Below are 14,799 nucleotides of genomic sequence, written 5' to 3'. Positions count from 1 at the left end.
AACATTTAGACGACAGGATCATGATTGAGAGGGGATTAGACTATGTTCTCAGCATTGCGGGGCCAGACAGCCCTTGTAACTGGCGGCTCACGCGGCATTGGTCGTAGTATCGCGCTTGCTCTTGCAGAACACGGCGTAAAGGTGGCCGTGAACTATGCAGGGAGTGAAGCGGCGGCACACGAGACTGTGGCTCGTATTGCCGAGCTTGGCTCGGAGGGGATTGCGCTCCGTGGAGATGTCGGCAATAGTGAACAGGCCGAGAGCCTTGTGAAAGAGGTTCTTAATACCTGGGGACGTATTGACATTGTAGTCAATAATGCCGGCATTACTAGGGACAACCTGATTATGCGCATGAAAGAGGAAGAGTTCGATCAAGTGATCGAGACGAATCTGAAAGGTGTGTTTAATTGCCTTAAGGCAGCTACACGTCCGATGATGAAACAGCGCTATGGTCGAATCATTAATATTTCCTCGGTTGTGGGCGTGACAGGTAACCCGGGTCAGGCTAATTACTCTGCAGCTAAGGCCGGTGTTATCGGTCTAACAAAAGCAGCCGCTCGTGAGCTCTCTTCGCGTGGCATCACCGTTAACTGTATCGCTCCTGGGTTTATTGATACAGATATGACGCGTGAGCTTTCTGAAGAAGTTCGCAGTGAGCTAGAGAAGGGCATTCCACTAGCTCGCCTTGGGCGTCCGGAAGAGATAGCTATGGCAGTTGTTTTCCTGGCTTCTGAAGGCGCCGCTTATATGACCGGCCAGACACTACACGTGGATGGCGGGATGTATATGTAACTCTCCGTCAAAAATATAAGAAAGTATAAGTTTCACACTATACTTTATCCTTATATTTCTCGCTTAAACACTTAACGTCCTTATAAGGACGCCGAAGGCGTTTATGCTTGGGAGAAATTACACTGTTTTAAAGATGAAATGTGAGGGATCAGGAAAGCGTTTTTTGCGGTCTATGGTATTTTGACCTCATATCTCGTATAATACCAAAAGAGGAGGTGAACCGGATGTCCGATGTATTAGAGCGTGTAAAACGCATTGTCATCGACCGCTTAGGTGCCGATGAAGCTGAGGTAACATTAGAAGCGTCTTTCAAAGATGATTTAGGTGCTGATTCTCTTGATGTAGTAGAATTGGTTATGGAATTGGAAGATGAATTCGACATGGAAATCTCTGATGAAGATGCAGAGACGATTACGACCGTGGGTGAAGTTGTGAAGTACATACAATCTCATACCTAGAGTCATATGATTGAGAGTCCCGTTCCTACTTGGGCGGGACTTCTCCTCATTTATACAGCATTAAAGATGTATTAAAGGTTGCCATGTGCAGCTTTATAGGGATTATAACAGAGCCGCAGAAGCATTAATGAATGCGGTGACCGCTGTTCATATAGTAATAATTCGCAGTATATAAGTTCTGAATATAATGTATACAGCCTATAGATGGGGTGATTGTGTTTGAGTCATAGAGTGGTTGTAACCGGGATGGGCGTAATTACGTCACTGGGGAAAGACTTGGAGACGTTCTGGGATAATCTGATGAGCGGTAAATCAGGTGTATCGATGGTTGAAGCCTTTGATGTCAGTGAATATACTACGCAAATTGCTTCTTCAGTTAAAGACTTTGATCCTGAGGCGCTTTTTGGCCGCAAGGAAGCCCGTAAAATGGACCGTTTTGTACAATTTGCAGTGGCTGCCGGTGAAGATGCGTTGAGAGACAGCGGACTTAAGATCGGTGAAGATATCGATGCTGAACGGATCGGTGTATCTGTTGGTTCGGGTATCGGAGGTCTTGGTACTTGGGAAGACAATCATAATCTGTTGCTTGAAAAAGGGCCGAAACGGGTTAGCCCGTTCTTTATCCCGATGATGATCGCTAACATGGGTTCTGGACAGCTGTCCATTAACCTCGGTGCAAAGGGACCAAATACGACTACAGTGACAGCCTGTGCTACAGGAAGTCATTCCATTGGGGAATCATTCCGTCTGATTCAACGTGGAGATGCAGATGCTATGATCTGCGGTGGTTCGGAAGCGACCATTCGTCCAACAGGAATGGCAGGTTTCTGTGCTATGAGAGCGATGTCCACTCGTAATGACGAGCCTGAGAAGGCTAGTCGGCCATTTGATGTAGATCGCGATGGCTTTGTTATGGGAGAGGGCGCTGGGATATTGATTCTGGAATCCCTTGAACATGCAGAGAAGCGTGGAGCGAAGATTTATGCTGAGGTTATCGGCTATGGTCTGAGTGCTGATGCTCACCATATGACTGAACCAGATCCAGATGGAGCAGCTCGTTGCATGAAGATGGCGATCCGTGACGCTGGTATCTCTCCTGAAGATATTGATTACATCAACGCACATGGTACTTCAACGCCTGTAGGAGATAGATCAGAAACGGCGGCTGTTAAGAAAGCATTAGGCGAACACGCCTATAAAGTAGCTATTAGCTCAACGAAATCCATGACAGGTCATCTTCTAGGTGCTGCTGGTGGTGTAGAAGCTATTATCTGTGGACTCTCTTTGCAAAAGGGTATGATTGCACCAACGATTAATTTGAACAACCAGGACCCAGAATGTGATTTGGATTATGTACCAAATGTGCCACGTAAAGCGGATCTTGATATTGTAATGTCGAATTCGTTTGGATTCGGGGGACATAACGCAACAGTCATTCTAAAAAAATATAATCAGTAAGGGGACAGCGCGGTGAAAGGAGAACTGAAGCAGTTACAACAGCAACTTCAAATCCAATTTCACGATTCTGTGCTTCTGAAGCAGGCCTTTACCCATGCATCCTATGTGAATGAACACCGTTTCAACCAGCATCAGGACAATGAGCGTCTCGAATTTTTAGGGGATGCTGTACTGGAGCTGACGGTTTCTGAATATTTGTACAATCTGTTGCCAGATCGACCTGAAGGGGAACTGACTAAGCTACGTGCTGCTATTGTATGCGAGCCTTCGCTGGTTAAGTTTGCAGAGAGTTTAGGTTTTGGCCGGTATGTACTACTGGGAAAAGGGGAAGAACTTACGGGCGGACGTACTCGCCCGGCCCTTCTGGCTGATGTGTTCGAATCCTTCGTGGGAGCGCTTTATCTTGACCAAGGACTGGAAACCGTAAGGTCTTTTCTTGATAATCACGTATTTCCACTTGTGGAGACGGATGGGAAACTGCAAATGCAGATGACCGATTACAAGACGGAACTGCAAGAGCTAATTCAGCAGCACAATATGGGTACGTTGGAATATCGGATCATTGAAGAACGGGGACCCGCGCATGAGCGTGAATTCGTCTCTGAAGTGTTAATGACTAACCGTTCACTTGGTAAAGGGAGCGGCCGCTCGAAAAAGGAAGCAGAGCAGCAGGCTGCAGCAGCTGCACTGTTGCATCTGAAAGAAGATGGTGCTTGATTTTGCATCATGTGGACAAGCGGAGGAGAGCAGCAAAGGTCTGAATACCGGCGTTTAGGCGGAGCTCAGACCGTTGCTGCTCTTTTTCGAAAGAATAGTCCAAGCTTCATTTTGAAGCTATTTTAGGCTAATAAACGCTATGGTATAATGGGTCAGAGGTGATAGGCAAGTATGTTTTTGAAACGGATAGAATTAGCTGGTTTTAAATCATTTGCCGACAAAACAGAAATGGAATTTGTGCGCGGAATAACGGCCGTAGTGGGTCCGAACGGAAGCGGCAAGAGCAATATTTCTGACGGCATACGCTGGGTACTCGGCGAACAGAGTGCTAAATCACTGCGTGGCGGCAAGATGGAAGATATTATTTTTGCCGGTAGTGACGCGCGTAAAGCTGTGAATTATGGCGAGGTATCACTTACGCTCGATAATGAGGATCACACACTACCGCTGGATTTTAGCGAAGTTACAGTGACTCGGCGTGTTCATCGTAGCGGTGAGAGTGAATATTTAATTAATAAGCAATCCTGCCGACTGAAGGATATCACAGAGCTGTTCATGGATACCGGTATCGGGCGTGAGGCTTATTCGATTATCGGACAGGGTCGGATCGAAGAGATTCTGAGTACTCGTTCCGAGGATCGGCGAGGCATCTTTGAAGAGGCATCGGGTATTGTAAAATATAAATCGCGTAAAAAAGATGCAAGTCGAAAGCTCGACGACACCGAGCAAAATTTGCTTCGGATTCACGATTTGATTAGTGAGCTTGAGGATCAGATTGGTCCTCTTAAGGATCAATCGGAGAAGGCCATTCGTTTTAAAGAACTTCGGGAACAACTGAAGCATCAGGAGATCTCAGTCTATGTGCACCAGATTGAGGGGATTCATACGGCTTGGCAGGAAGGAAACGCTAAGCTAGAAACTTTAAAGGATGAGCAATTGGAGCTATCTACAGTTGTCTCTGCCCATGATGCCAAGCTGGAAAGCGGACGTGCTGAACTGCGCGCGTTAGAAGAACAGATCGAGAAGCAGCAAGAGCAATTGCTCCGTTATAGTGAAGCTTATGAGAAGAGCGAAGGTTATGGGGAAGTACTGAAGGAGCGCAAGCGTAATCTAGAGAGCAACCGTGAACAGTTAATGCTCACATTAGGTTCTGTAGGTGAGCGGTCTGCGGATCGCCAGCGTGAGCTTGGGGATTTAGAATCTAAGCTCGAAGCGTCCCGGCTTAAGCTTGTTGAGCTTCGGAAACAGATCGAAGAGGAAGAAACAAGGCTTGAAGGTGTGGCTGACGGTATTAGTCAGAGCCAGGAGGAGAAGCTGAAAAGTGCTCTCCTGGAGTTAATGAACCTTATGGCGAATGCACGTAACGAAATTCGTTACGCGGATCAACAGAAGGAGAATCTGGAACGCCGTATGAGCCGCAGTGAAGAAGAAAGCGGCAAATGGACTGCACGGCATGAAGAATTGTCTGCTAGCCAGAAAGGGCTAAAAGACAAGATTGCCCAGCTTGGAAAAGAACTAAGCAATCTTCGTGGTGCTTATATTACTGAAAGTGAACAACTTAGTAAACGTCAGAAGCTGATTGAAGAGACTCAGTCAGGCCTGCGGAAGTGGGAACAGAAGCGTGAAGCGCAAGTCTCTCGTCATGAAACCATGAAAGAAATGCAGGATGATTTCGATGGCTTTATGCTAGGGGTTAAAGAAGTACTCAAAGGGGCTCGTAAAGGACAGCTTAACGGGGTGCATGGTGCAGTTGCTGAACTCATCTCCGTTCCGGAGAAGCTGGAAATGGCTGTCGAGACTGCGCTCGGTGCGTCGCTGCAACATGTTGTTATGGATAATGAGAGCGTGTCTCGTCAAGCGATATCATTTCTAAAGCAACGTCAACTGGGACGAGCTACTTTTCTACCACTCGATGTTATCCGCCCGCGTCAGATTTCCGGTAGTGACCGTGGAATGGTGGAAGACGCTGAAGGTTTTGTTGGAATTGGTTCCGAACTCGTTGGATACGATGATAAGTATGCAAGTATTGTTGGCAGTTTGCTTGGCAATGTAGTTATTGCTGAGAGCCTGGAACAGGCAAACCGTATCGCCGCTAGATGCCAGTACCGTTATCGTGTGGTTACGCTGGAGGGTGATGTAGTAAATGCCGGGGGCTCCATGACTGGTGGTAGCCAGCATAAGAAGAACAATAGCTTGCTTAGTCGTAAACGCCAGTTGGATCAGCTGAGTAGTGAGATTGAAGAGAGCGAACGTCAGATTGTTAAGCTGAAACAAGGTATAGCCAGACTTCGTGAAGAGCAGGAGAACGCTAGCGTGAAGCTAGAGGACCTGCGCCGTGATGGTGATGAGAAAAGACTGGAAGAGCAACGCGTTTCTGGTGATTTGAAGCAACTTGAACAAGAGCTTCGGCATGTACTGGAACAAGTGGAGAGCACAGGCGCGGAACGTAGTGGCTTTGAAAGTGAGGTCCGCACGCTTGAGGAGACTCGGAAACAAGCCTCTGCTGAGCTTGAACGTCTCGAGAAGGAAGAGAAGGAAGCTCATGAGGGTATCCGTAATGCCGAATCGGCGCGTAAAGCGAATGAATCAGCTAAAGAAGAGTTGCAAGGTAAGCTGACCAGTATGAAAGTTTCGGAAGGCAAGCTCGATCAGGAGATCTTCTCCCTGGAGGAGCAATTACGTCGTCTAAGACAAGATGCGGGTTCACAGGATAAAGAGCTGCGCCAGAATCGAAATCTGTTACATACGATCGAACAGGATTTGGCTAGTAATGCTTTGGAAACTGTGAAACAGAAAGAAGATTTGAATAGTTATCGTCTGAAGAAGGAAGAGACAGCCGGTACTTTGGATTTAGCTCGGGCGGAACGTTCAGCGTTAACCCGTAAGCTTGAACTAGAGGAGGGCAAGACCAAGGATCAACGTCAGGCACTTAGAGTCGTGGAGGACAAGCTGCGTTCCACTGAAGTTTCTGTGGGTCGTCTTGATGTTGAGCTTGATAATATTCTTCGTAAGCTGAGTGATGACTACGAGCTAAGCTATGAACTAGCGAAGCAACGTTATCCTGTGCCCGAAGATGTACCTGCGGCACAAGCGGATGTACAGCGTCTGAAACGCAGTATTTCTGCACTGGGTGAAGTCAACTTAGGTGCTATTGAAGAATATCAGCGTGTTCATGAACGTTATACCTTCCTCAGTGGACAAAAAGATGACCTGGTCGAAGCTAAGACTACCCTGTATCAAGTCATCCGTGAGATGGAAGATGAAATGTCCAAACGCTTCAAGCTGACCTTTGACGCCATCCGTAAACAATTCGGTACGGTGTTCTCGAAGTTGTTCGGTGGTGGACGAGCTGATCTCATGCTGCTAGATCCAGAGCATATGCTTGAAACAGGTATAGATATCGTGGCCCAGCCACCAGGTAAAAAGCTTCAAAACCTGCAGCTCCTTTCCGGTGGGGAACGCGCCTTAACTGCGATGGCTCTGTTGTTTGCTATTCTGCAAGTGAAGCCGGTTCCGTTCTGTGTTCTGGATGAGGTAGAGGCGGCGCTAGATGAAGCGAATGTTGTACGTTTTGCTCAGTATTTGCGTGAGTTCTCGGAACAAACACAATTTATCGTCGTTACACACCGCAAAGGAACGATGGAAGAGGCAGATGTGCTCTACGGGGTGACGATGGAAGAAGGCGGAGTATCCAAGCTTGTCTCTGTACGTTTAGAGGATGAGGAAGCAGAGATCGCTTAACAGCTGTCGAAATGATGATTTTTGTAAGTATCTGCTTCCGAGGCAAGTTTTGTACGAAGTTAAATCAAGTAAGAGTTCCTATACAAAACTTTTAGGAGGAAACAAATGAGCTTTTTCAGGAAGTTAAAAGAAAGCATTTCCGGCAAAACGGAAAGTGTAACCAAACAATTCCGCGACGGATTAGAGAAAACCCGTAAAGGCTTTGTCGAGAAGGTAGCAGACCTGATTATCCGCCGTAAAAAAATAGATGAAGAGTTCTACGAAGAGCTGGAAGAAATCTTGATTGGTGCGGACGTAGGTGTTAATACAGTAATGACACTTGTCGAGGATCTGCGCGCCGAAGTGAAGCAAAAACGAATTGAAGATGCAGCTGAGCTGCAGCCCATCTTGTCCCGTAAGCTCATGGAATTGCTGCGCGGCGATGACGATAACAGCCTGAAGGAAAATCCGGATGGCATCACAGTTATCTTGTTCGTTGGGGTAAATGGAGTAGGCAAGACGACTACGATCGGTAAACTAGCACATCGTTACAAACAAGAGGGTAAAAAAGTTCTTTTGGCCGCAGGGGATACATTCCGTGCCGGAGCGATTGAACAGCTCGAAGTTTGGGGTCAACGTGCAGGCGTAGACGTAATTAAGCAACAAGCTGGCTCTGACCCAGCCGCTGTTATGTTCGATGCTGTTCAAGCGGCTAAGCAGCGGAATGTAGATATCTTGATTTGCGATACGGCAGGCAGACTTCAGAATAAGAGCAATCTGATGGAAGAGCTCAACAAGATTTTCCGTGTCATTCAAAGAGAAATTCCTAGTGCTCCGCATGAAGTACTGATGGTGCTGGATGCGACCACAGGTCAAAATGCGCTTACTCAAGCCAAGCTATTTGGTGAAAAGAGTGGGGTAACAGGGCTCGTCTTGACGAAGCTGGATGGTACAGCTAAAGGCGGAATTGTAGTAGCCATTCGTCAGGAAATGAACTTACCAGTGAAGCTCGTAGGGCTTGGAGAAAAGATGGAAGACTTGCAGCCATTTGATTCTCAGCAGTTCGTGCATGCTCTTTTTGCCGGATTAATTGCCGAGGAAGAATCAGAAGAGCAAGTGTAATCCATACCGACGCATGATTATAAGGAAGTCATATTTACAAGGAATGTCCTCGAAGCTATATTTAGTTTATGAGGGCATTCCTTTTTTATAAAATGCATGTTAGTTGTTAATGTAGTAACCTCTAAGGAATTCTTAAAAAGTACAAATGCATCGCGTAAGGTATCCCTTTAAATAACAGTTTTCCTTCACTAATAAGCCTCCAGAAGCGATATTCTATAAATGAGGTACTGATAAATAAATTCCACTGCTCTATAATTGCTCCTACAATAAGTCCAGCATTTACGTAATGATCACCCTGTTCATTCTTTTGCAGTTGCAGAATTAAGGATAGAATTTCTTCGTCATAGTATGTTTCGGGAACATTTGTTAACTGACCATTGGACCAGATTCGAAGCATATCCTCTGTGCTGCTGATTTCTTGCCACTCCAGTTCATACTGTTTTCTTTGCGCGGAAGTAAGGGGTTGCGTATTTTCGGTGTTTTTGATAATAGTTTGCACAGCTTCGTTTGGGAGCTGACCTAGAGACTGGGGAGATAAGCCAATACTAAATTGTTCGGCAATCTCGGGAATCTCCCCATAAGCTTCGATTGGATTTATAACATGAATGGGTTGCTTCCTCTCACTGAGAATAAAAAGTGCAAACCGTAAGCCGGTCTGATCATGGGAGTTGTCCCCGCACCAAATAGTGATTTTTTTGTCCTCAGGAATTTCTTTCAGTGTCCGAATCATGGCTTCTAGTTTATGCTGGGGATTGAGCTGATAACCCTGATCCGGAAATCGTTCCTGAAACCATAACTCTCGGGTATAATATCCTTCCTCTCTATGTAATTTGTGCAGCGGTCCAGCGGTGAAGGTCTCATTAAATGAAAGTACTCTTATTAAATGACGACAACCTAAACGACTAAGTGCTACCTTCATCGAACCAGCTTCTGATAAGCCAAATAACAGATAAATGTGATTCCGCCTAACCTCTTCTTGCTCCATTGACATAGTATATTTGTGTTCCATTTGTCACTCTCCTAACGCTCCAAATTATACCATAAAAATGAAATCACCCTTCTAGATAACTATACAAAAAATACAACATATGAAAAATTCATAATAGTAATGCTTGTCATACTTCCTGCATACAATTCAATGAAGAAACTACTTTTCAGCTCCGGCAACCTATATAAGAGAGAAAGGAAGCGATTCCAAACCGCGGAAATATTCAGAGATTACATTTCTCTGTTATATATATTGACATCGGCAATAGGATTTACGTATTATGGGAATACAAAACAATGATTTCATGGATATTTTCAGAAATTACCGTATATGTTGTTAGTAAAGATAACATTTATCGAAAGGAGTCGGGCTCATGTCCAAATTAGATCCTCTGCCAGGTCTGTCTCCGTATCCGCTGCAACATTTTTTCGATGAAATGTACGCAGATAAGAGAAATGTCCGGCCGCACTACAGACATGTGAATCGCATGTTTTCCGGAATGAGCCCCGAAGAGCTGCAGGGTAAGCAGAATTTGATGCAGCGCAGGATGATGGAGGAAGGAATTACTTTTACGCTTTACAATCCGGCTCAGGATCATCCTATGGAGCGAACGATCCCCTTCGATATGATTCCACGCATTATTCCTAAGAATGAATGGGAGAGGCTAGAGGCTGGGATTATTCAGCGTATCACGGCTTTGAATTTATTCATTCATGACATCTATCATGAGCAGTACATCGTTAAGGATGGTATTGTCCCAAGGCGTATGATCATCTCTAACTGTTACTTCCGACCAGAAATGGCTGGTCTTCGAGTGCCTGGTGGAGCCTATATCACAACCTCGGGAATCGATCTGATCCGCCATCATGATGGGCAATATTATGTGCTGGAAGACAACCTACGGACACCTTCAGGGTTTTCATATCTTTTTAAAGGTAGAACCCTGATGAATCAGTTGTTTCCTGAATTGTCCTTTGCCAGCTCCATCCGAGATGTTGATCATAGCTTGAATCGTTTCTTATCAGTTCTGCGAAGTCTATCACCCTCACGAAAGTCAGACCCTGTTATAGCCCTCCTTACACCTGGGGAATACAATTCTGCTTATTATGAGCATGCTTTTCTAGCACAACAGATGGGTATACATTTGGTTGAAGGACGAGATTTGGTTGCAAAGGATCACAAAATATATTTGAAAGAGATGAACGGACTTCGCCGCGTAGATGTACTATATCGCCGTTTGGATGATGATTTCATCGATCCGTTAGCATTTCAGCCGGATTCACTTCTAGGGGTGGCGGGTCTGATGAATGCGTATCGGGCAGGGAATGTAGCGATTGCTAATGCCCCGGGGACTGGTGTTGCTGATGATAAAGCGATGTATGTCTATGTACCGGATATGATTCGTTATTATCTGAATGAAGAACCGATTCTAGGAAATGTCCCGACCTATTTGCTAAGCAGGCCTGATGAACGTTTATATGTTCTTGAGAGCCTATCTGAAATGGTTGTTAAAGAAACCTCTTTATCCGGGGGATATGGAATGTTGATCGGAAGTGAAGCTACGAAAGAAGAACTCGCTGAATTCCGAATGAAGATTATTGCAGATCCGGAGCGTTATATTGCGCAGCCGATCATGTCTCTATCTAGAGCACCGGTATTGTCAGGTGGAACAATGGAACCGAGACATATCGACCTTCGAGCTTTTGTATTAATGGGTGCTGATCGTAAGCCTCATGTTATCCCTGGGGGATTGACACGGGTGGCTATGAAAGAAGGGTCTTTGGTCGTAAACTCCTCGCAAGGTGGTGGCGTAAAAGATACTTGGGTCATGGCTTAATGCAACCTAGTGAGCCTTGTTGATGATTAACAAAATGCAGCATCAATTTGTTAAATAAGGGAGTGGCTGGAGATGCTGAATCGAAATGCTGAAGCTTTGTTCTGGATCGGCAGATATATTGAAAGGGCAGAGAATCATGCGCGGCTAATCAATGTTCATTATCATATCCAGCAGGAAGAGGATTTTCATGAAGAAGGACATAAATGGTCAAGGTTAATTGATGCGCTAGGCGTTCGAGGTGAATATATGCAGCAGTTCGAAACCTTTTCCGAGCAGGATGTGCTATCTTTCATCACACTTGATTTAGGCAATTCAAATTCATTATTCTCTTGTGTACATCATGCCAGAAATAATCTGCGAACACTCCGTCAGCAGCTTCCAAGTGAATTATGGGATGTTGTCAACAGCTTCAACCTATGGCTTGGTGAGCGGTCAGTTGCAGATATTATGAGCAGCCCACATCAGTTCTATCAGCAGGTTAAGGAGCGTACAGCCATGTTTCTCGGAGCAGAGCAGTCGGTAATGCTTAGAGGGAATGAGTGGCATTTCATTGAAAGCGGACGGTTTCTAGAGCGGGCAGAGAATACAACTCGTATCTTGCAGGCGGTCATTGCCTCATGCCGATTTAAGGAGCTTAACGCGGTTTATACTCAGTTGCAGGCGGTGCTTAAATCCGTTAGTGGGTACCAGGCGTTTCGCCGTTACTATGCAGATGCTATGTCTCCGGAGAGCATTTTAGATTTTTTGATTGCGAATCCCAAATTTCCGCGTTCCATTCGTTTTTCTTTTCATCAGCTGGAAGAGCATTTAGCAAAGCTTGAACTAGATTCCTCAGAGAAAGGTTCAGGCCATGAGAAGGTTATTCGTCAAGCGGGTAAGCTAAAAGCAGAGCTCGATTATATGGAAAAAGAAGAAATGTCCGGCGAGCTGGTGGAAGATGTACTTAAATCGCTTGTGATATCCTGTCAAAAACTTGGTAAAACAATGGAGGGCGCCTTTTTTCGGCGAGAAGGAGTGTCTGTATGAAGATTCAAATCAATCATACCACCACATACAGCTATCCAGAGCCGGTTACGGACAGTGTCAATGAGATCAGACTCACGCCGCGCACGAATTATCGCCAATCCTGTTATCACCATGAAGTGGATATATATCCGCCAGCCAATCTATTAACCTACGAGGATTTCTTCGGGAATCGGGTCCATGCCTATTCGGTCAATAAGCCGCACACGGAAATGGTCATCCACACCAAGGCTACTGTTGTTACGCTGGATAAAGCGCAAGGTGCCGATCTCCCGAGAACATCTCTTGAAGAACAAATTAGATTGTTGAATGACGAGGGATTTCAGAATCGTTATATTGAGTTTATTTTGCCAACTCGTTATACCGAGGTGACCCCTGAATTAGTGGAGTTTGCCTCACAGCACCCTTTTAATGAAGCTGAGGATATGTATGAATGGATTGTTAAATTATCAGCGACGATTTATGATCAGTTCACCTATGACCCTGAGGCCACAAGCGTAAATACAACGGTAAAAAAAGCACTGAAGCTTAAACGCGGCGTATGTCAGGATTATGCCCATCTAATGATCGCTGTCTGCCGTAGTGTCGGTCTGCCGTCCAGATATGTAAGTGGATATCATTTTGTGGGTGATCTGCAAGGGAGTAATGCTAATTTTGAGCAAGCCTCACATGCTTGGGTGGAGACTCACATTCCGGGTACAGGTTGGCTTGGTTTCGATCCGACGAATAATGTTGAGGTCAATTGGCGTTACATTAAGTTAGGTCACGGACGGGACTACAAAGATATCGTGCCTGTAAAAGGTGTATATCGCGGTGGAGCAGGCACTCTGACTGTGAAAGTGGATGTGCGGAAGCTGGACAATTAAATGGATCAACCTAGATGAAATTCTCTGTTCAAGCTTTTGAACGGGGAGTTTTTTTGTGAAGATGATTCCAGTGCACATAGTTTTGGGTAATCTTGATCCATAGTACATCACTTAGAGATCCTAAAGGAGAGTTACATATGAGTCCAAACATAGCTAAGAAACAAAGATTTATTGGAAAGACAGCAATTATTACCGGAGCGGGCTCAGGAATTGGTCGGGCTACCGCTATTAAGCTGGCGAGGGAAGGTGCTAATGTAGCGCTTTTTGATTTGAATCTTGAACGTACCTCATCTTTGGCGGATAAGCTAAACAAGTTTCGCAAGGATTGTGCATTGGCCATAGAGGTAGATACTTCGGATGAAAAAGGGATGGAGGAAGCCGTTCGCAGGACGGTCGAACATTTCGGTGGCTTAGATGTAGTATTCGCTAACGCGGGAATTAATGGCGTTGTGGGACCTATAGAGGAACTTAGCTTGAGTGATTGGGAGCGCACGATGTCGGTGAACTTGACGGGGACCTTTTTGACCTTGAAATATACGATCCCTCATCTGAAGGATAAAGGAAAAGGAAGTATTATCATCACCAGCTCCATCAATGGGAATACTAGATTTGCCAGCTTTGGGTGGTCTACATATAGCACTACCAAAGCTGGACAGGTGGCTTTTGCTAAAATGGCTGCACTTGAGCTAGCTAAGTTTAAGATTCGAGTGAATGTGATATGCCCTGGAGCGATTGCCACTAATATAGATGAAACCACTGAGATGAACGAGGAAGTAGAAGCGATCGTCATTCCGATTGAATTTCCCGATGGTGCGCAGCCGCTGGCGGACGGGCCGGGTAAACCGGATAATGTTGCCGATCTAGTATCTTTTTTGGCTTCTGATGAATCCATTCATATTACAGGTGCACAAATTGTGATTGACGGAGCAGAGTCCTTATTATCCTAATTTAGAGATTGCTTCCCGATATTGTTCATACCAAACGTTCCATTCAGTCTCTCGTGAATCCAGCGTCGTACCATCCAAAAGATGCTGGATCACATCCAGACATACATGCCAGCCAGCTAAATCTCGGGATGTGTGCGGAGTGAGCGTTTGGATCGTTTCCTTCAAGACGAGTAAGCAGCCCTCTGAATTAGGATATAGCTCAAAGCGAATAGAATCTTCCGCCCACGTAAATTCAAGAACAGATTCATGTTGTAGGGCGGTAATCGTCATTTCCTCAAAAGTTCCGTCTTGCATATCAAACTTGATTAATCCACCTTCACGCAAGTCTTCAACACGTAATTCAGTGAACCATAAAGCAAGCTTCTCATTCTCTGTCAGAAAGAACCATATTTCTGATGCGGAATGCTTTAATTGACGTTCGAAATGAGCGACATAATGATCATCTGTTTTTTTGAGGTTAGCTATCATGTTATATTTCTCCTTTGGACTACTGTTGTAGTCCTTTTTTATTGTTTAGGAAATTATACAATACAAAAAAATGTGGATAACTCCGAAGAAAGAGGAAGGATGGGTGAACGTGAAGAAGCAGGAGACATGAAATAAACGAGGAGTCATCCGTCAGACTCTAAAAACCAAGCGGACCTTATATCCTCCGAAATGCATGTTTTAGTCGAGCCTACGGATAAATGTATGCGAAAAATCGAATACAATGTACCGCCGGTAACGTAAATGAGCCAAATGTATGCGAAAAATCGAATACAATGTGCCGACGGTAACGTAAATGAGCCAAATGTATGCGAAAAATCGAATACAATGTGCTGCCGGTAACGTAAATGAGCCAAATGTATGCGAAAAATCGAATACAATGTGC

At 45.1% G+C, this 14,799-nt stretch carries 12 protein-coding genes; 10 read left to right on the top strand and 2 right to left on the bottom strand.

Annotated features, from left to right (window positions below; genetic code table 11):
• Nucleotides 1-42: 42 nt before the first annotated feature.
• The 6 genes from fabG to ftsY all read left to right on the top strand — a co-directional run bounded on the left by fabG (nucleotide 43) and on the right by ftsY (nucleotide 8,267).
• Entirely contained in the window at nucleotides 43-792 is a 750-nt protein-coding gene (fabG, locus tag UQ64_RS14050) for a 3-oxoacyl-[acyl-carrier-protein] reductase (protein ID WP_060624077.1), read from the top strand.
• 224 nt (nucleotides 793-1,016) lie between these two features.
• Nucleotides 1,017-1,250 (top strand): acyl carrier protein, encoded by a 234-nt coding sequence (locus UQ64_RS14045; protein WP_036686493.1) that lies wholly within the window; start codon nucleotides 1,017-1,019, stop codon nucleotides 1,248-1,250.
• 219 nt (nucleotides 1,251-1,469) lie between these two features.
• Nucleotides 1,470-2,708: a beta-ketoacyl-ACP synthase II gene (fabF, locus tag UQ64_RS14040; RefSeq protein WP_082651126.1), complete on the top strand. Its 1,239-nt coding sequence runs from the start codon at nucleotides 1,470-1,472 to the stop codon at nucleotides 2,706-2,708.
• A 12-nt stretch (nucleotides 2,709-2,720) separates the two neighbouring features.
• Nucleotides 2,721-3,425, top strand: a complete 705-nt coding sequence (rnc, locus tag UQ64_RS14035) for a ribonuclease III (RefSeq protein ID WP_042127220.1) — start codon at nucleotides 2,721-2,723, stop codon at nucleotides 3,423-3,425.
• A 171-nt stretch (nucleotides 3,426-3,596) separates the two neighbouring features.
• The gene (gene smc / locus UQ64_RS14030; RefSeq protein ID WP_060624076.1) at nucleotides 3,597-7,166 is read left to right on the top strand and encodes a chromosome segregation protein SMC; all 3,570 of its coding nucleotides are present in this window, start codon (nucleotides 3,597-3,599) and stop codon (nucleotides 7,164-7,166) included.
• 105 nt (nucleotides 7,167-7,271) lie between these two features.
• Entirely contained in the window at nucleotides 7,272-8,267 is a 996-nt protein-coding gene (gene ftsY, locus UQ64_RS14025; RefSeq protein ID WP_060624075.1) for a signal recognition particle-docking protein FtsY, read from the top strand.
• Between the two features lie 121 nt (nucleotides 8,268-8,388).
• Here ftsY and UQ64_RS14020 read toward each other — a convergent pair whose 3' ends face one another.
• Nucleotides 8,389-9,276: a DUF1835 domain-containing protein gene (locus UQ64_RS14020; protein ID WP_060624074.1), complete on the bottom strand. Its 888-nt coding sequence runs from the start codon at nucleotides 9,274-9,276 to the stop codon at nucleotides 8,389-8,391.
• 352 nt (nucleotides 9,277-9,628) lie between these two features.
• Here UQ64_RS14020 and UQ64_RS14015 point away from each other — a divergent pair, with 352 nt between their 5' ends.
• The 4 genes from UQ64_RS14015 (at nucleotide 9,629) to UQ64_RS14000 (ending at nucleotide 13,928) form a co-directional block, all read left to right on the top strand.
• Nucleotides 9,629-11,092, top strand: a complete 1,464-nt coding sequence (locus tag UQ64_RS14015; RefSeq protein ID WP_060624073.1) for a circularly permuted type 2 ATP-grasp protein — start codon at nucleotides 9,629-9,631, stop codon at nucleotides 11,090-11,092.
• Between the two features lie 72 nt (nucleotides 11,093-11,164).
• The gene (locus tag UQ64_RS14010; RefSeq protein ID WP_060624072.1) at nucleotides 11,165-12,118 is read left to right on the top strand and encodes an alpha-E domain-containing protein; all 954 of its coding nucleotides are present in this window, start codon (nucleotides 11,165-11,167) and stop codon (nucleotides 12,116-12,118) included.
• Nucleotides 12,115-12,981, top strand: a complete 867-nt coding sequence (locus UQ64_RS14005) for a transglutaminase family protein (protein WP_060624071.1) — start codon at nucleotides 12,115-12,117, stop codon at nucleotides 12,979-12,981. Before UQ64_RS14010 ends, UQ64_RS14005 begins: the two co-directional genes overlap by 4 nt.
• A gap of 137 nt (nucleotides 12,982-13,118) precedes the next feature.
• On the top strand, nucleotides 13,119-13,928 hold the full coding sequence (locus tag UQ64_RS14000; protein ID WP_060624070.1) for an SDR family oxidoreductase: 810 nt from the start codon (nucleotides 13,119-13,121) through the stop codon (nucleotides 13,926-13,928).
• On the opposite strand, the gene UQ64_RS13995 is transcribed toward UQ64_RS14000, so the two are convergent.
• The gene (locus tag UQ64_RS13995; protein ID WP_060624069.1) at nucleotides 13,920-14,396 is read right to left on the bottom strand and encodes an SRPBCC family protein; all 477 of its coding nucleotides are present in this window, start codon (nucleotides 14,394-14,396) and stop codon (nucleotides 13,920-13,922) included. The genes UQ64_RS14000 and UQ64_RS13995 overlap by 9 nt on opposite strands.
• Nucleotides 14,397-14,799: the final 403 nt, after the last annotated feature.

The sequence above is a fragment of the Paenibacillus etheri genome (genome assembly GCF_001012825.1).
GTDB classification, from domain to species: domain Bacteria; phylum Bacillota; class Bacilli; order Paenibacillales; family Paenibacillaceae; genus Paenibacillus_AQ; species Paenibacillus_AQ etheri.
Note: the sequence above shows the minus strand (reverse complement) of the source record. Positions and strands in the feature narration are given on the sequence as shown.